Origin of the sequence: Mesorhizobium shonense (assembly GCF_040545255.1) — a bacterium.
Lineage (GTDB): Bacteria > Pseudomonadota > Alphaproteobacteria > Rhizobiales > Rhizobiaceae > Mesorhizobium > Mesorhizobium shonense.
The window spans coordinates 721,367-737,995 of sequence record NZ_JBEPLM010000002.1 but is presented as its reverse complement, the minus strand read 5'-3'; the positions used below and the strand labels follow the sequence as shown (position 1 = coordinate 737,995).

The following is a 16,629-nucleotide window of genomic DNA, read 5'->3' as shown; positions in this document are numbered from 1 at the left end:
TTTGCGCTGAGGCAAATTCCATCCTTCAGGGCCGGGATAGAAGTGGCCGGCAGGCGCCTTGCCTGTTTTTTGATGAGGCATGTCATGGCAATTCCACGGACGCGGCCAAGCGCCTATCCGGCAATTCTCTCCTACGGGTTCCGGCCCTTTTTTCTGCTAGGCTCGCTGCAAGCCGCGTCCGCGATGCTTTTGTGGCTGCCCCTCTATTACGGCAAGCTCGAAACCTTCAGCACCTTCCTGCCTGTGGACTGGCATATTCATGAATTGCTTTTCGGCTACCTGCCGGCTGTCGTGACCGGTTTCCTGCTGACTGCAATTCCGAATTGGACCGGCCGACTTCCCGTTCAGGATTTTCGCCTGCTGGCGCTCGTGCTGCTCTGGATCACGGGGCGTGTCGCCGTGTTCTTTTCGGCGGAAACGGGATGGCTCCTGGCCGCAGCCCTAGACTGCTGTTTTCTTCTCGCGGTGGTCGTGGCCGCCGCGACGGAAATCATCGCCGGGCGAAACTGGCGCAACCTCAAGGTGCTGCTGCCGGTAGCAACTCTTTTTGCCGCGAATGTCCTGTTTCACGCCGAAGCGCATTACCAGGGTGTCTCCGACATCAGCCGGCGCCTGGGCTTGGGAGCGGTTGTCGTCCTCATCATGGTCATCGGCGGACGCATAATTCCGAGCTTCACCCGCAATTGGCTGGTTCGCGACAGGCCGGGCCGGCTCCCGACGCCGTTCGGCAGGCTCGATGTCGGAACGATCGCGCTGTCCGCTGTCGGCCTCGCTGCCTGGAGCTTTTTCCCCGACACCATTGCAACCGGCGTGTTGCTGGTCGTCGCCGCGGTCTTCAACGCTGTTCGACTTGCCCGCTGGGCCGGCGACCGCACGCTGTCCGACCCGTTGGTATTGATCCTGCACCTTGCATTCGCCTTTGTTCCGCTTGGCCTGCTGCTTGCCGGACTGGCCGCCTTCGCTCCAGGAAGGATCCCCCCGGTTGCCGGTATTCATACGTTTGCCGTGGGAGCGATTGCCTGCATGACCCTTGCCGTCATGGCGCGGGCCACCCTCGGCCACACAGGCCGTGAGTTGAAGGCAAGTGCCGGAACATGCGCGGTTTTCGTTGCGATCCTCATTGCCGCCCTTCTGCGCGTGGCCGCCGCTGTCGCGCCTGCCGAGGCAATTCTCCTCCACATGTCGGCGGCGTTCTGGATTGCCGCTTTCGCCGGCTATGCGGTGTTGTTTGGCGGGTTTCTCATGCGCCCTCGCCTGCGCGCACGCGCATGAATCCTTCTTGAGGAACATGCTTGAGGAACAGGCGGGCGAGGCCTGGCCGTCGCTCGATCTTCTCGCCGCGTATTCGTCGAACAATTTGCGCCAGCGCAAATCGCGAGGTCGCCCGACGATCTACAAGGACGCAACGGTCGATGCCGTGATGAAACAGAGAAAGGAACTCTCCAATGAAACTGCCCCTGATTGCCGCGGCGATCGCCTTGCTCTCAATTGCCGGCGCTGCAAATGCCGAAGAACATGTCGTCCAGATGCTGAACAAGGGCGAGAAGGGCGCGATGGTCTTCCAGCCCGACTTCGTCCGGGCCGCACCCGGCGACACCATCAAGTTCGTGCCGACCGACAAGAGTCACAATGCCGAGATCATCAAGGGAATGATCCCGGAGGGCGCCGAAGCCTTCAAGGGCAAGCCGAGCGAGGAGATCACGGTGACCCTTACCAAAGAGGGCGTCTATGGCGTGAAGTGCGCTCCCCATTACGGCATGGGCATGGTGGCCCTGATCCTCGTCGGCAAGCCTGTCAACCTTGAAGCGGCGGAAGCCGTCAAGCAGATCGGCAAGGCAAAGCCTGTCTTCGCCGAGCTCTTCGCTGAAGCGACCAAGACCGCTTCGAACTGATCCGACAGCATGCGAGGCTGCCTCCGGCAATGGCGGGCTGGAGGCACTGGCCGGACAGACCACGGGAGAGGTCTGTCCGGCCATTTTCAATTTCGCGATTTGGCCACCGCCGCAATCTTGATTGTCGGGACGCAAGTGACTTCGGCAAATCCCTGCCAAAGTCAAAATTCATTGGTCCAGATTTGCGCAAACGCAAAGAAGCTCCGTACAAAGACACTATCCTGCCTTCATCGAAACCGTTGAAGTCGAGGAGATGAAAATGCTTACGAGACGCGAAGCTTTGCTGGGTTCTGTTCTTACCGCCGCCGCCATCGCCACCATCGGCTCGGCGCCGGTGATAGCGGCCGCGAAGGATGTGGCCGGACTGCCCCGCGAGAAGGTGACTCTGGTCGCGCCGCCTTTCGTGCACGCTCACGACCAGGTGGCCAAGGGCGGCCCCAAGGTTGTCGAGTTCGCCATGACGATCGAAGAGAAACCGGTGGTCATCGACGCCGACGGCACGCAGCTCAACGCCATGACCTACAACGGCTCCATTCCGGGCCCCCTCATGGTCGTGCATGAAGGCGATTATCTCGAGCTGACGCTCACCAATCCCGACACCAACACGCTCGCCCACAATATCGACTTCCATGCGGCGACAGGCGCGCTCGGCGGCGGCGGGCTGACGCTGATCAATCCGGGCGAGCAGGTGACGCTGCGCTTCAAGGCGACCCGGCCGGGGACCTTCGTCTACCATTGCGCACCCGGCGGAGCGATGATCCCCTGGCACGTCGTGTCGGGGATGAGCGGCGCGGTGATGGTGCTGCCGCGTGACGGCCTGAAGGACGAGAAGGGCAAGCCGGTCCGCTACGACCGCATCTACTATATCGGCGAGAACGATTTCTACATCCCGCGCGACGAGCAGGGAAAATTCAAGAAGTACGACTCGGCCGGCGACAACTACGACGACACCGTGAAGGTGATGCGCGGCCTGATCCCGACGCACGTCGTCTTCAACGGCGGGGCGGGATCGCTGACCGGCGAAAACGCCATGAAGGCCAAGGTCGGCGAAACGGTGCTGATCGTCCATTCCCAGGCCAACCGCGATACTCGTCCGCATCTGATCGGCGGCCACGGCGACTTCGTCTGGGAAGGCGGCAAGTTCGCGAACCCGCCTGCCAAGGATATGGAGACCTGGTTTATCCGCGGCGGATCGGCGGGTGCTGCGCTCTACACGTTCCGGCAGCCGGGAATTTACGCCTACGTGAACCACAACCTGATCGAGGCAGTCGAGCTCGGTGCGACCGCGCATTTCATGGTCGACGGAAGCTGGGACGACGATCTGATGATGCAGGTCGAGCCACCCAAGGCGATAGCTTCATAAATGGGAAGGCCAATCGCCGTGCAACCCACCATTACCGCGGGCGAGCTGCATTGGCAGGCGGAGTCTTCGGCATGTCTTTCGACCCTGTCTTCACATTCGGAACAATCGCGGCTGCCGCCCTCATCGGACTGGGCGTCAGCCACGCGATCGATGGCATCTCTCCGCATGCCGGCAGTCCGGCTGCGGTCAGCGAACTGGTGGTTCTGACACCTGGCTCATTCAATCACCCGCAGCCCGGCGAATTCCTCAAGGACGACCATCCCGCGCCGGCGCCCGTCTTGAAGGAGACCATCGATGCGCCGCTGGAAATCATGAAATTCCAGGTGACCGCATCGGACTATGAGCGCTGCGTTGCGGAGGGCGCCTGCAAGCCCGCCGACCCGCGCCTTGTCGGTGACCTCCCTGTGACTGGCGTCAGCTTCAACGATGCGCAGGCCTATGCGAACTGGCTTTCGGCGAAGACAGGTGAAGCGTGGCGCCTTCCGACCGACCTTGAATGGGCCTATGCGGCTGGCGAACGGTTCCGGGCCGACATAGAAGGCGGCGAAGGCGACCCTGCCGATCCGGCGAGGCGATGGCTCACGCAGTATCGCAACGAAGTAGCGCTCGGGCGCAAACCAGATCCCGAGCCGCGGCCGCGCGGGTCCTTTGGCCTCAACTCAAAGGGTATTGCGGACACTGCCGGGAATGTCTGGGAGTGGACATCGACATGCTATGCGCACGCGACGATATCCAGCGGCGGCATTGCCAGTTCGATCAGCAATTGCGGCGTGCATGTTGTGGAGGGTTTTCACCGCACTTACATGTCGAACTTCATCCGCGACGGCAAAAGCGGCGGTTGCGCGGTCGGCACGCCGCCCGACAATCTGGGCTTCCGCCTTGTTCGCGATCGCGGCAGCTTCGTGCAGGCCCTTCGTCGCCTGGGCTTGACCTGATTGCCTAGAGCAATTCCAGGAAAGTGCGTAACGGTTTTCCGTCAGGAATTGCGTAAAAACAAAGAGATAGAGCGGTTCGGCGTTCCCGTGAAACGCTGAAACGCTCTAGAGAACAAGGAATATGAATGAGCTCGAAGTACGTCCTGCTTGGCAGCGTTCGCCCTGCCCCCGAACAGCCTTTGGCGCGTCCCGGCGTCGATCGGGCATCGATAGGGGCACTGGTCCGCAAATTCTACTCCAGGGTGAGAAAAGATGAGCGGCTCGGCCCGATTTTCGCCCGTGAAATCGTTGGCGATTGGGAGTCCCACCTGGAGAAGATGACCGACTTCTGGTGTGCCGTCATCTTGAAGAGCGGCGACTATCAGGGACGCCCGGTGCCGGCACACCTGAAGCTCGAGGATGTCACCGAAGTCGACTTCGAGATCTGGTTGGCTCTCTTCCGCGAGACGGCGGCAGAGCTGTTCGCGCCCGAAACCGCTGCGGTGTTCGTCGAGCGGGCGGAACGCATAGCCGCGAGCCTGAGGCTCGCTATGTTCTTTCGCCTTGATCGTGCCGCGCCCGCTCGCGGCCGGTAAGGCGCCAGCAGAGTAGCCGGACCGGCAGGTTTGATCTTGCGCAAGGAATACGGTGCTTCGGGCCGTAGTGTCGCCGAATGATCCTCAATCTTTTCGTCGGCACGATCGTCATCAGCCTGACGGTGCTGATCCACACTTTCGGACTTATCGCCGTCACTCATGCGATGGCGCGCCTTGTGGCGCTCTTCCGCATGCACGGCCACCGCAGCCGGGTCATCGCAATGATCACGGTCGTGATGGGCCTCTTTGCGGTCATGACGGCGGAAGTCTGGCTATGGGCGGGAATGTACACGCTGCTCGGAGTCCTCAACGACTTCGAGACGGCGCTTTACTTCTCCACCATCACCTTTTCGACGGTCGGCTATGGAGACGTGGTGCCGGCCCATGGCTGGCGCGTGCTGGCGGCCCTGGAGGGCATCAATGGGTTTCTGCTGATCGGCTGGTCGACCGCCTATCTGATCGCGGCCGGCACCCGTGTCGGCCCCTTCAGGATCGGCGAGCATTTTTGATCCGCGGCCTAGGGCGTGTTGAGATTCAGGTCAGGCCGAGCCGAAAATGGTGGTTTCCGAGAACCGGAGCGGAGCGTACTTGAAGTACGTGAGCACCGGAAGCGCAGGAAACCGGCATTTGCAGGTCGGCATCACCAGAATATCAACACGCCTTAATGCATGTCGCCCAAGTGCGCAGCGGTTTTGGGCGAACGACATCCATGAAAACAAAGACTCGCTCAAACGGCCACCGAATGCCTGGCGCTTCCATTCCTGAGATATTTGTCAAATTTCGCCGCCACCGTTCTGACCAGCGGACGGCTTTCCTCCGGCACGACGAAGTTTTCGCCTTCGAGCCGGAGAAGCTCGCCCTGGCTGCTGATAGCCAGGCGGCTCGCCTCGCAGAGCAGCTTTTGGCCGACAGCTCCAAAGCGGTCGACCAGGTCCACCGCCGAGAAAGCGAATTGGCACATCAGGCGCTCGATGACCCAGCCTCGCGCCTGATCATCGACGCTGAGTTTGATCCCGCGGGCTATCGCCAGTTGTCCGGAGTCCACGGCCCTTTCATATTCACCGGTCGCGACGATGTTCTGGGCGTAGCCCTGCCGATATCGACTTATCGAGGAGGGACCTAGACCAATCAGGGTTTCGCACCGGTCCTCGGTATAGCCCTGGAAATTGCGGCGGATCTTGCCGCCGTGCGCGGCGACCGCCAGCGAGTCCTGTGGCTTCGCGAAATGGTCCAGTCCCAACGCCTCGTACCCGGCATCGACAATCAACCGCGCGGCAAGCTGTGACTGCGCCAAGCGTGCGGCGGAATCGGGCAGCCAGGCTTCGTCGATCATCGTCTGATGCTTCTTGAACCACGGCACATGCGCGTAGCCGAACAGGGCCAGCCTGTCCGGCGTCAGCGTCAGCGCCTGGGCGACGGTCGCCGCAACGCTCTCCAAGGTCTGATGCGGCAGGCCGTACAGCAGGTCCAGGTTGACGGAAGTGACACCCCGCGCGCGCACCGCATCGACAATGCTTTTGGTCAGCGCAAAGCTCTGCTCGCGGTTGATCGCCTTCTGCACTTTGGGATCGAAGTCCTGGACGCCGAGGCTCGCCCTGGTCATGCCGATCGCGGCGAAGGCATCGAGCCGGCCTTCGTCCATGTCGTTCGGGTCGATCTCGACGCTGAGACTGGCATCGTCGAGAAAGTCGAAACGATCGCGCAATGCTTTCCCGAGCGCCAGGATGTCGTCTGGCCTGAGCATCGTCGGGGAGCCGCCGCCGAAATGGACGGCGCGGACCATGCCCCGGCCGCCCACGAGGCCGCCGACAGTCTCGATTTCCCTATGCAGCGAGCGCAGAAATGTAGCCACGGGCGCATAGTGAAGTGTCTGCTTGGTGTGGCAGGCGCAGAACCAGCACAGCCTGTCGCAATAGGGGATGTGCAGATACAGCGATATCTCGTCATCGCCTTCAAGCGTCTCCATCCAGCCGCGAACGACGATCGCGTCGAGGCCTGGGTGAAAGTGTGGTGCCGTCGGATAGCTCGTATAGCGCGGCACGTTCTCGGCCAGGCTCTTGGCCAAGGCTTTCGACGATCTCTGTTGCATGGCGCGAAGCTAGCGGACCGAACTGTCGACGCCTTGATTTCAATCAATGCCTACCAATGGACAAAAGGACGCAACAATACCGCGATGCAGAAGTGATAGGCTGCCGGCTTCGTAGACCTTGGGCTATGCGATGACCATTCGACAGGACATTCACAGCGCCGGCATCCCTGTGCTTTGCCAGTCCTGTGAAGCGCGGCACCGCGGACTTTGCGGCGCGCTTGAACCCGACCAGTTGATCGAACTGTCCAAGACCTCATCCAGGCGCGGCGTTTCACCGGGGGCTGAGCTGACGGGCGATGCGGAAGTCGTGGAACGTTATTCGAACGTGCTCTCGGGGGTGGTCAAACTGACGAAGAGCCTTTCGGACGGCCGACAGCAGATTGTCGGCCTCCAGTTCGCCCCGGACTTCCTGGGAAGGCCGTTCAAGTCCGAAAGCGCGATCAGCGCCGAGGCGGCGACGGAAGTGTCGCTGTGCTCGTTCCCAAGGAGCGTCATCGAAAGAATGATGAAGCTTTCACCGGGGCTCGAACATCGCCTGCTCAAGCAAACGCTGAACGAGCTCGACGAGGCGCGTGAATGGATGCTGGCGTTGGGGCGCAAGACGGCGTCCGAAAAGGTCGCGAGCTTCCTTCTGATGATCGCCAGGAATATCGACCCGGCTACCGACCCGGCAGCCAAGTCGGCAAGCTTCGAACTGCCCTTGACCCGCGCCGACATCGCCGACTTTCTCGGACTGACGATCGAGACGGTGAGCCGCCAGTTGACTAGGCTGCGCGCGAGTGACGTGATCCGGATCGAGAACAACCGGCACGTGACAGTGGACAATTTAAGCCACCTGGAACAACGCTGCGGCGACTAGACCCTACCCTATTCGTCTATCCCGATCCGCGGCAGGAGATGCTCGCGCTCGAAGGCGATGTGGCGGCGCAGGCTCTCGAAGAAGCCGCGCAGCATGAACCCGACCGCCTCGGCATTTTCCGTTCCTTCGCCATGACCGATCGCCAGCAGGGCCTCCGTGACCTCGCCGGCAAAGCATTCGTCCTCGATATGCTCGGCGCGAAGTCTGGTGACGGAAGAGAGACTGGCCTTGGCCATGGTCAGAGCCGCTTCGTAGGCGGGGAAGACAACCGTCTCCTCATATCGATGAACATCGCGCGTCAATGGAACGATTGAGTTGGCCAGGTTGAGGCATTGCAGGCGGTCCACGTTCGGCAATTGATCGGCCAACTTCTCCAGCGCGTCGCAAAGCCCGAGCTTTCACGATGCGCGCGCTTCATCATTTCGCCCGACAACGCCTGGTGTCCCGACTGGCTTGCCGACTGAGAATTAAGGAACGCCTTTTGAAGCGGTCCTTTCTTCATGATTGCCTCCTGGTCATTTCCGGAAGCCGACGCTGCCGAAAGCGAAACGACGCGGCTTTGACCTAGATCAAGGCCAATAGTCTCCGGTTGCGGAATTCATGCGCGGGTCGGCATCCGCCGGAATTTCGAGATCGGGGACTTGCGATGAGATTTGGCACGGAGATCGTCCTTCTAAGCCTGTTTGCCTTTGCGGCCCTTGTGGCTGCGGGCTTCGGCGCAGATGAACCTTTTCGCCAGCATATGTGGGTTCTGTTCTTCGCGGTCGCCGGCTTCACCGCGATCCTGCTGCGCAACACGGATTTCAAGCCAGCAGTTCCGATCGACCCCTCCGCCTATATGGATGGTCCGATCCGTTACGGAGCCATCGCAACGGTATTCTGGGGCGTCGTCGGCATGCTGGTCGGCGTCGTCATCGCGCTCCAGCTTGCCTACCCGGATCTCGATATCCAGCCCTGGTTCAATTTCGGCCGGCTGCGTCCCGTTCATACCTCCGGCGTCGTCTTTGCCTTTGGCGGCAATGCGCTGATTTGCACATCGCTCTATGTCGTTCAGCGCACGTGCCGGGCGCGGCTTTTTGGCGGCAGTCTCGCCTGGTTCGTCTTCTGGGGGTATCAGCTTTTCATCGTCATGGCCGCAACGGGCTATCTGCTAGGCATCACCGAGAGCCGCGAATATGCCGAGCCGGAATGGTATGTCGATCTCTGGCTGACGATCGTCTGGGTCGCTTACCTGATCCTTTTCCTTGGCACCATTCTGAAGCGCAAGGAACCGCATATCTACGTCGCCAACTGGTTCTACCTCTCCTTCATCGTGACCATCGCGATGCTGCATGTGGTCAACAACCTGTCGATGCCCGCCTCGTTCCTCGGCTCGAAGAGCTACTCCGCCTTCTCAGGCGTTCAGGATGCGCTGACGCAGTGGTGGTATGGGCACAACGCTGTGGGCTTCTTCCTCACGGCTGGCTTCCTCGGCATGATGTACTATTTCGTGCCGAAGCAGGTGAACCGGCCGGTCTACTCCTACCGTCTGTCGATCATCCACTTCTGGGCGCTGATCTTCCTGTACATCTGGGCGGGCCCCCATCACCTTCACTACACCGCCCTGCCCGACTGGGCGCAGACGCTCGGCATGGTGTTCTCGGTGATGCTGTGGATGCCTTCCTGGGGCGGCATGATCAACGGCCTCATGACGCTTTCGGGTGCCTGGGACAAGATCCGTACGGATCCGATCGTCCGGATGATGGTCGCGGCCATCGCCTTCTACGGCATGTCCACCTTCGAGGGCCCGATGATGTCGATCAAGACGGTCAATTCGCTCTCGCACTACACCGACTGGACCATCGGCCATGTCCATTCGGGCGCGCTCGGCTGGGTCGGCCTGATCACCTTCGGCGCGATCTACTACATGGTGCCGAAGCTTTGGAACCGCCAACGGCTCTATTCGCTGCGGCTCGTTACTTGGCACTTCTGGCTGGCGACGCTTGGCATCGTCGTCTACGCGGCAGTGATGTGGGTCTCGGGCATCATGCAAGGGCTCATGTGGCGCGAGTACGACGAGCAGGGATTCCTCGTCTACTCCTTCGCCGAAACCGTCGCCGCCATGCACCCCTACTACATCATGCGCGCCGCGGGCGGTGCCATGTACCTCGCCGGCATGCTGATCATGGCCTGGAACGTCGCCATGACCATTCTCGGCTACCAGCGCGAGGAACAGTCCTCGTCGGGTTCCGCGCCCGCCCTGCAGCCCGCCCAATAAGGAGCCAGACATGGGTTTGATGGACAAACACGCGCTCATCGAGCGGAACGCGACGCTGCTTCTCGTCGGGTCCCTGCTGGTCGTGACCATCGGCGGCATCGTCGAGATCGCACCGCTCTTCTATCTCGACAACACGATCGAGAAGGTCGAGGGCATGCGCCCCTACTCGCCGCTCGAACTCGCCGGACGCAACATCTATGTGCGCGAGGGATGCTACCTCTGCCACAGCCAGATGATCAGGCCGTTCCGCGACGAGGTGGAGCGCTATGGCCATTACAGCCTGGCGGCCGAGTCGATGTACGACCATCCATTCCAATGGGGGTCCAAGCGCACGGGCCCCGATCTCGCGCGCGTCGGCGACCGCTACTCCAACGGCTGGCACGTTCAGCATCTTACCGACCCGCGCTCCGTGGTGCCGGAGTCGATCATGCCGAGCTACGCGTTCCTGAAAGACACGCCGATCGAGGTGAAGGATTTCTCGACGCATCTGATCGCCAACCGGCGGGTGGGCGTGCCCTATTCCGACGACATGATCTCTCACGCCAACGCAGACTTGATGGCGCAGGCCGATCCCAACGCCGACACGTCCGGACTGGAAAGCCGCTATCCGAAGGCCAAGGTCGGCGACTTCGACGGCAACCCCCAACAGGTCACCGAGATGGATGCGCTGGTCGCCTATCTGCAGATGCTCGGCACGCTGGTCGATTTCAAGACCTATGACGAAGCTGCCGGCTATCGCTGAGGAGAACAATCGATGGACTACAACCTGATGCGCGAGTTCGCTGACAGTTGGGGGCTGCTCGCCATGGCCCTGTTCTTCGTCGGCTGCGTGGCCTTCGCGTTTCGCCCCGGCGGCAGGACACATGCCGACCAGGCTGCACGGATCCCACTCAAGGACGATTGATCATGAGCGACGAGCATATCGACGAAATCTCGGGCGTCACGACGACCGGCCACGAATGGGATGGGATCAAGGAGCTCAACAATCCCCTGCCGCGCTGGTGGGTGATCACCTTCTACGTCACCATAGCATGGGCGCTCGCCTACACGATCGCCTACCCTGCCTGGCCGATGCTGAGTTCGGCCACCAGCGGCGTTCTGGGCTTTTCCAGCCGCAACGACGTCAAGAACGAATTGGCTGCCGCGGAAGCCGCCAAGGCCAAATATGTCGCGTCAATAGAGTCCAAGAGTGTTTCCGAAATCGCCGGCGACGATGCGCTGCGCGAGTTTGCCGTCGCGGCCGGCGGCGCGACGTTCAAGGTCAATTGCGTGCAATGCCACGGATCCGGCGCGCAAGGGTCGCAAGGGTTTCCCAACCTCAACGATGACGATTGGCTCTGGGGCGGCAAGACGGAGCAAATCCAGCAGACGATCACGCACGGCATCCGGTTCGCCACGGACGCCGATACCCGCCAGTCGGAGATGCCTGCCTTCGCCGATGTGCTCAAGCCCGAGCAGATCGCTCAGGTCAGCGCCTTCGTTGCCAGCCTTTCGGGACCAGTGAAGGACAAGAGCCTGATCGAGCCCGGCGCCAAGGTCTTCGCGGACAATTGCGTCGCCTGTCATGGCGAGAACGCAAAGGGCAACAGGGAGCTCGGAGCACCCGATCTCACCGACGCGATCTGGCTCTATGGCTCCGGCGAAGCCGCCATTGCTGCTCAAGTGAAAACTCCGAAGAACGGAGTGATGCCCGCTTGGGCCGGGCGCCTCGGCGAGACGACGGTCAAGGAACTGGCTGTCTATGTCCATTCGCTTGGCGGTGGAGAATAGGAGCGGGGCCTGTTCTCGGCCCTCGGCCGTTCAAGCGACGAGGCCCGGCCGTGCCGGGCCTCGACTTGTTTTTGACGACTCAATTTGACCTGCATCAACGCGACGCGGCGTGAGCGATTGCAAGACTGCCGGACAGAGGCGGCATTCTTCCGCCGCGATTGGAGATCGTCGTGCTGGATCAGACGCAGGTAGAACGGCTCGAGGCCGAAGCGGTCAACTCCGCCAAGACGCGACAGCCGCTCTACGCGGCGCGCAAGAAGATATTCCCGAAGCGCGCGTCCGGTCGTTTTCGTCAGTTCAAATGGCTGGTGATGGCGATCACGCTCGGCATCTACTACCTGACGCCCTGGCTGCGCTGGGACCGCGGCCCCTTCGCTCCCGACCAGGCCGTTCTCCTCGATCTGGCGAACCGCCGCTTCTATTTCTTCTTCATCGAGATCTGGCCGCAGGAATTCTACTACGTCGCCGGCCTTCTCATGATGGCGGGCGTCGGTCTTTTCCTGATCACATCGACGGTCGGGCGAGCCTGGTGCGGCTACACCTGCCCGCAGACCGTCTGGGTCGACCTGTTCCTTGTCGTGGAGCGCGCGATCGAAGGCGACCGCAATGCCCGCATGAAGCTGGATGCCGCTCACTGGAGCGCGCGGAAGCTCTTCCTGCGCATATCCAAGCATGCCATATGGCTCGTCATCGCAGTTGCCACCGGCGGCGCCTGGATCTTCTACTTCGCCGACGCGCCGACGCTGCTCCGTGAAGTGGCCACCGGCACGGCCGCGCCCGTCGCCTATGTCACGATCGCCGTCCTGACCGGCACCACCTATGTGTTCGGCGGACTGATGCGCGAGCAGGTCTGCACCTACATGTGCCCGTGGCCGCGCATCCAGGCCGCCATGCTCGACGAAAATTCGTTGACGGTGACGTACAACGACTGGCGCGGCGAGCCGCGTTCGCGCCATGCCAAGAAGGCGTTTGCCGCCGGACAATCGGTCGGCGACTGCGTCGACTGCAACGCCTGCGTCGCCGTCTGCCCGATGGGGATCGACATCCGCGATGGCCAGCAACTGGAGTGCATCACCTGCGCGCTCTGCATCGATGCCTGCGACGGCGTCATGGACAAGCTCGGCCGCGAACGCGGGCTGATCTCCTACGCAACGCTGGCTGACTACAACGCCAACATGGCGCTGGCGACCGCCGGCGGCACCGGCCCGGTCAATCCGGCGCTCGTGAGAACGGCCAGCGGCAGCTTCTTCGACAGCCTGGCGCATTTCCATCTGGGCAAGATCTTCCGGTTGCGCACTTACATCTATCTCGGCGCATGGTCAGCGATCGGATTGGTGCTCGTCTATTCGCTGCTGACGCGCGAGCGACTGGAACTGAATGTCCTGCACGACAGAAATCCGCAGTTCGTGACGCTTTCGGACGGCTCGATCCGAAACGGCTACACCGTCAAGCTGCTCAACATGATACCCAAGCCGAGGACGATCGAGGTCACGCTGCAGGGTCTCGACGGCGGTGAGATGACCATTGTCGGCATCGACCAGCCCCCAAGCCGCTCCTTCTCCATTCCAGCCGAACCCGACAGGCTGAAGATCCTGAAGGTCTTCGTTCGTCAACCGGCAGGCCAGATCAAGGAGCTGGTGCAAAGCTTCGAATTCCGGATCGAGGACAAGGCAAGTTCCGAATCCGCCGAATACACCGCCAGCTTCAACGCACCGGAGATCGGCAAATGAGCACCGAGACGCAAAAGCCGCGCGAGTTCACCGGCAGGCACATGTTGATCTCCATCATCGCTTTCTTCGCGGTGGTGATCGGGGTCAACGCCACCATGGCCACGCTCGCGCGGAAGAGCTGGACCGGGCTGGTCGTTGAGAACACCTATGTCGCCAGCCAGCAGTTCAACGAGGAAGCCAGGAAAGGAAGGGCGCAGGCGGCACTCGGCTGGACGGGCAAGTTGACCATCGCCTCCGGCGACGTCCGCTACAGCCTTGTCGACAGCCAGGGCAAACCGGTGCCGCTGCACGGCGTCAGGATGCTGTTCCGCCACCCGGCCTACGAGGCCGAGGACGAAGCCCTGACACTTGCCGCGGCGTCCGGCGACTCTCCTGTCAATACGCGGGAATTTGCCGCCCGGCATGCGCCGAAGGATGGCGTCTGGATTGTGGAAATCGATGCAGACGCGGGACTGACGTCACCGTTTCGCGATATCCGCCGCATCATGATCGTGAAAGGAGCCCTGCAATGAGCTGCTGCGCGCCAGGCGCCGAAATGGCGTTGGAGGTCGTCAACGCAGCGTCCGCTTCGCCGTCGAGCGACGAGATCAAGCTGGCCAGCCGCTCTCTTGGCGGCGACATTCACCAGACGGATTTGTCGGTGCCGACGGTTCATTGCGGAGCATGCATTCAAGCGATCGAGGCCGCGCTCGGCAAGGTCGAGAACGTTGAGTCCGCTCGCGTCAACCTGTCGACCAAGCGTGTGTCGATCCGCTGGCATGGAGACAGCGTCCCGCCATTGTTTGCCGCGCTCGGCCGGCTCGGCTACCAGGCGCACCTGTTCGACCCGGACATTCACGAGAAGGACAAGACCCTTTCGGAGTTGATCCGAGCCGTCGCGGTCGCAGGCTTCGCCGCCGGCAACATCATGCTGCTGTCGGTGTCGGTCTGGTCCGGCGCCGAAGGTCCGACACGGGATCTGTTCCATTGGCTGTCCGCGCTGATCGCCATTCCGGCTCTCGCCTTCGCCGGCGGTATCTACTTCCGCTCCGCGGCGAACGCCCTTCGCCACGGCCGGATGAACATGGACGTGCCGATCGCGGTGGGTGTGTCGCTCGCCTACGCGATGAGCCTCTATGAGACCATCAATCACGGCGAGCACGCCTATTTCGACGCCTCGGTGTCGCTACTCTTTTTCCTGCTGATCGGCCGCACGCTGGATCATGTGATGCGGGAGCGGGCACGCACTGCCGTCAATGGCCTGTCGAGGCTCGCGGCACGGGGCTCGCTGGTCCTGCGGGAGGACGATACGCGCGAATACGTGCCAGTCGCCGAACTCATGCCAGGAATGCGCCTGCTTATCGCGGCCGGAGAACGGATACCGGTCGACGGCGATATACTCAGCGGGAATTCCGACCTCGATTGCTCGCTCGTCTCCGGCGAAAGCACGCCCAAGGCCGTGGGTGCCGGGGCACCTGTCCAGGCCGGAACGCTCAACATCACCGGCCCGCTGACGATGCAGGCGACCGCCGCCGCGAAGGATTCCTTCCTGGCCGAAATGGTGCGGTTGATGGAGGCCGCCGAAGGCGGGCGCTCGCACTACAAGAGGATTGCCGACCGGGTGTCGGCGCTCTACGCGCCCGTGGTCCATCTGACCGCCTTTGTAACATTCCTCGGCTGGATGGCCGTGTCCGGCGATTGGCACCGGGCGCTCACCATCGCCATCGCCGTGCTCATCATCACTTGCCCCTGCGCTCTCGGCCTTGCGGTGCCAATCGTTCAGGTCGTGGCGGCCCGGCGCTTGTTCGAAGCCGGGGTCATGGTCAAGGATGGCTCGGCCTTGGAGCGTCTTGCCGCGATCGATACGGCGGTGTTCGACAAGACCGGAACGCTGACTTTGGGACGACCAAGGCTGGTCAATGCGTCCGAGGTCGATCCGACAATGCTCGCGATGGCCGCCGACATCGCCGCTCATTCGCGGCACCCGTTTTCAAAGGCTGTTGCGGCCTATGCGGGCTTTGCTGGCCAGCCCAAACTCGACTCCGTGCGAGAAGAACCCGGCTTCGGTGTCGAAGCGATCGCCGGAGATGACATTTGGCGACTCGGCCGACGCGGATGGGCCGGATGGAAGGCTCGGACCGGCGGCGAAGGCAAGATCGGCGGCTATGGCGGCACGGTGCTCTCGAAGAATGGCAGCATCGTCGCATGCTTCGCCTTCGAGGATGCGGCTCGATCGGACGCCAAGGCGGCAATCCAGCAGCTGACGGACGCCGCCTTGTCGGTGGACATGCTGTCCGGCGATACCGAGAAAGCCTGCAGCCAGGTTGCCACCACATTGGGAATCGAAAGTTTCGTCCCGGCGCTGCTGCCCTCGGGAAAGGTCGAGTGGATCGAAGCGCTGACCCGCGCGGGGCACAAGGTGCTGATGGTGGGCGACGGCCTCAACGACACGCCGGCGCTGCGAGCGGCACATGTCTCGATCGCCCCGGCGACGGCGGCCGATATCGGCCGCCAGGCTGCGGACTTCGTCTTCCTGCGCGAGAGCCTTCTGGCAGTTCCCCTTGCCGTCGATATCTCGCGGAAGGCCGGCCGGCTCATTCGCCAGAACATCGCGATCGCGATCGTCTACAACGCCTTTGCCGTTCCGATCGCCGTCCTTGGGTATGTGACGCCGCTCATCGCTGCAATCGCCATGTCCGCCTCCTCGCTGATCGTGATCGCAAATGCGATGCGGCTTCAGGGCACAGTGAAAGCGATTCCCGAAGTGACTCCGTCCAGGCGCCGCTCCGATGTCGTGGGAGTGGCCCATCCATGACCACGCTCGTCTATCTCATTCCCGTGGCTCTGTTCCTGGGAGCGCTCGGGCTGTCGAGCTTCCTTTGGGCACTGCGCAGCGGCCAGTACGAGGATCTCGATGGAGCCGCCGAGCGGATACTGATCGACCCCGATGACGGGCCTGAAGCGTTACGGTCAAAATGATGCAGTTGAAGGCGCCTTGATTGCTGCCGACATGTCGGCAGCAGCCGTTTGGCGGACAGGCGGATGAGTGCTAGATCAGCGACCACTGCTGTTTCTCGATCCGGAGACCCGCTTGTGAGCAAGAAGGATCAAGGCTGGTCGAAAGTTGTCGCCGAAGCGCCCCCGCCGGCCGGCGGCCCACAGGGGCAGGCCGATAATTTG

General features: G+C 62.0%; 17 protein-coding genes. 15 read left to right on the top strand and 2 right to left on the bottom strand.

What is annotated here, in order from left to right; all coding sequences use genetic code 11:
• Positions 1–84 precede the first annotated feature (84 nt).
• The 6 genes from ABID26_RS09070 (at position 85) to ABID26_RS09045 (ending at position 5,274) form a co-directional block, all read left to right on the top strand.
• Positions 85–1,272: an NnrS family protein gene (locus tag ABID26_RS09070; protein WP_292371300.1), complete on the top strand. Its 1,188-nt coding sequence runs from the start codon at positions 85–87 to the stop codon at positions 1,270–1,272.
• Positions 1,273–1,445: 173 nt separating this feature from the next.
• Entirely contained in the window at positions 1,446–1,892 is a 447-nt protein-coding gene (locus ABID26_RS09065; RefSeq protein WP_292301132.1) for a pseudoazurin, read from the top strand.
• Positions 1,893–2,151: 259 nt separating this feature from the next.
• Entirely contained in the window at positions 2,152–3,255 is a 1,104-nt protein-coding gene (gene nirK, locus ABID26_RS09060; RefSeq protein WP_292301130.1) for a copper-containing nitrite reductase, read from the top strand.
• A gap of 71 nt (positions 3,256–3,326) precedes the next feature.
• On the top strand, positions 3,327–4,190 hold the full coding sequence (locus ABID26_RS09055) for an SUMF1/EgtB/PvdO family nonheme iron enzyme (RefSeq protein ID WP_292301128.1): 864 nt from the start codon (positions 3,327–3,329) through the stop codon (positions 4,188–4,190).
• A 125-nt stretch (positions 4,191–4,315) separates the two neighbouring features.
• Positions 4,316–4,765, top strand: coding sequence for a group III truncated hemoglobin (locus ABID26_RS09050; protein ID WP_292301125.1), 450 nt, complete (start codon positions 4,316–4,318; stop codon positions 4,763–4,765).
• A 77-nt stretch (positions 4,766–4,842) separates the two neighbouring features.
• The gene (locus ABID26_RS09045; protein ID WP_292301124.1) at positions 4,843–5,274 is read left to right on the top strand and encodes a potassium channel family protein; all 432 of its coding nucleotides are present in this window, start codon (positions 4,843–4,845) and stop codon (positions 5,272–5,274) included.
• 218 nt (positions 5,275–5,492) lie between these two features.
• Here the strand turns inward: ABID26_RS09045 and hemN are convergent, their stop codons facing one another.
• Positions 5,493–6,854, bottom strand: coding sequence for an oxygen-independent coproporphyrinogen III oxidase (gene hemN, locus ABID26_RS09040; protein ID WP_292301122.1), 1,362 nt, complete (start codon positions 6,852–6,854; stop codon positions 5,493–5,495).
• 130 nt (positions 6,855–6,984) lie between these two features.
• On the opposite strand from hemN, the gene ABID26_RS09035 reads away from it, so the two are divergent.
• Entirely contained in the window at positions 6,985–7,713 is a 729-nt protein-coding gene (locus ABID26_RS09035) for a Crp/Fnr family transcriptional regulator (protein WP_292301200.1), read from the top strand.
• 8 nt (positions 7,714–7,721) lie between these two features.
• Here the strand turns inward: ABID26_RS09035 and ABID26_RS09030 are convergent, their stop codons facing one another.
• Positions 7,722–8,060 carry a hemerythrin domain-containing protein gene (locus ABID26_RS09030; RefSeq protein ID WP_292301199.1) on the bottom strand — a complete coding sequence of 113 codons (339 nt, stop codon included), beginning with the start codon at positions 8,058–8,060 and terminating at the stop codon, positions 7,722–7,724.
• A 299-nt stretch (positions 8,061–8,359) separates the two neighbouring features.
• On the opposite strand from ABID26_RS09030, the gene ccoN reads away from it, so the two are divergent.
• The 8 genes from ccoN to ccoS all read left to right on the top strand — a co-directional run bounded on the left by ccoN (position 8,360) and on the right by ccoS (position 16,428).
• A complete protein-coding gene (gene ccoN / locus ABID26_RS09025) occupies positions 8,360–9,970 on the top strand; it encodes a cytochrome-c oxidase, cbb3-type subunit I (RefSeq protein ID WP_292301120.1) in 1,611 nt (536 codons plus the stop codon).
• Between the two features lie 10 nt (positions 9,971–9,980).
• A complete protein-coding gene (ccoO, locus tag ABID26_RS09020) occupies positions 9,981–10,712 on the top strand; it encodes a cytochrome-c oxidase, cbb3-type subunit II (protein ID WP_292301118.1) in 732 nt (243 codons plus the stop codon).
• Between the two features lie 12 nt (positions 10,713–10,724).
• Positions 10,725–10,874: a cbb3-type cytochrome oxidase subunit 3 gene (locus tag ABID26_RS09015; protein WP_126098940.1), complete on the top strand. Its 150-nt coding sequence runs from the start codon at positions 10,725–10,727 to the stop codon at positions 10,872–10,874.
• 2 nt (positions 10,875–10,876) lie between these two features.
• Positions 10,877–11,740 carry a cytochrome-c oxidase, cbb3-type subunit III gene (gene ccoP / locus ABID26_RS09010; protein WP_292301116.1) on the top strand — a complete coding sequence of 288 codons (864 nt, stop codon included), beginning with the start codon at positions 10,877–10,879 and terminating at the stop codon, positions 11,738–11,740.
• A gap of 170 nt (positions 11,741–11,910) precedes the next feature.
• The gene (gene ccoG, locus ABID26_RS09005) at positions 11,911–13,470 is read left to right on the top strand and encodes a cytochrome c oxidase accessory protein CcoG (RefSeq protein WP_292301113.1); all 1,560 of its coding nucleotides are present in this window, start codon (positions 11,911–11,913) and stop codon (positions 13,468–13,470) included.
• The gene (locus ABID26_RS09000) at positions 13,467–13,982 is read left to right on the top strand and encodes a FixH family protein (protein WP_292301112.1); all 516 of its coding nucleotides are present in this window, start codon (positions 13,467–13,469) and stop codon (positions 13,980–13,982) included. Before ccoG ends, ABID26_RS09000 begins: the two co-directional genes overlap by 4 nt.
• On the top strand, positions 13,979–16,264 hold the full coding sequence (locus ABID26_RS08995) for a cation-translocating P-type ATPase (protein ID WP_292301110.1): 2,286 nt from the start codon (positions 13,979–13,981) through the stop codon (positions 16,262–16,264). Before ABID26_RS09000 ends, ABID26_RS08995 begins: the two co-directional genes overlap by 4 nt.
• Positions 16,261–16,428 (top strand): cbb3-type cytochrome oxidase assembly protein CcoS, encoded by a 168-nt coding sequence (gene ccoS, locus ABID26_RS08990; RefSeq protein ID WP_126098935.1) that lies wholly within the window; start codon positions 16,261–16,263, stop codon positions 16,426–16,428. The genes ABID26_RS08995 and ccoS overlap by 4 nt, the downstream gene beginning before the upstream one ends.
• Positions 16,429–16,629: the final 201 nt, after the last annotated feature.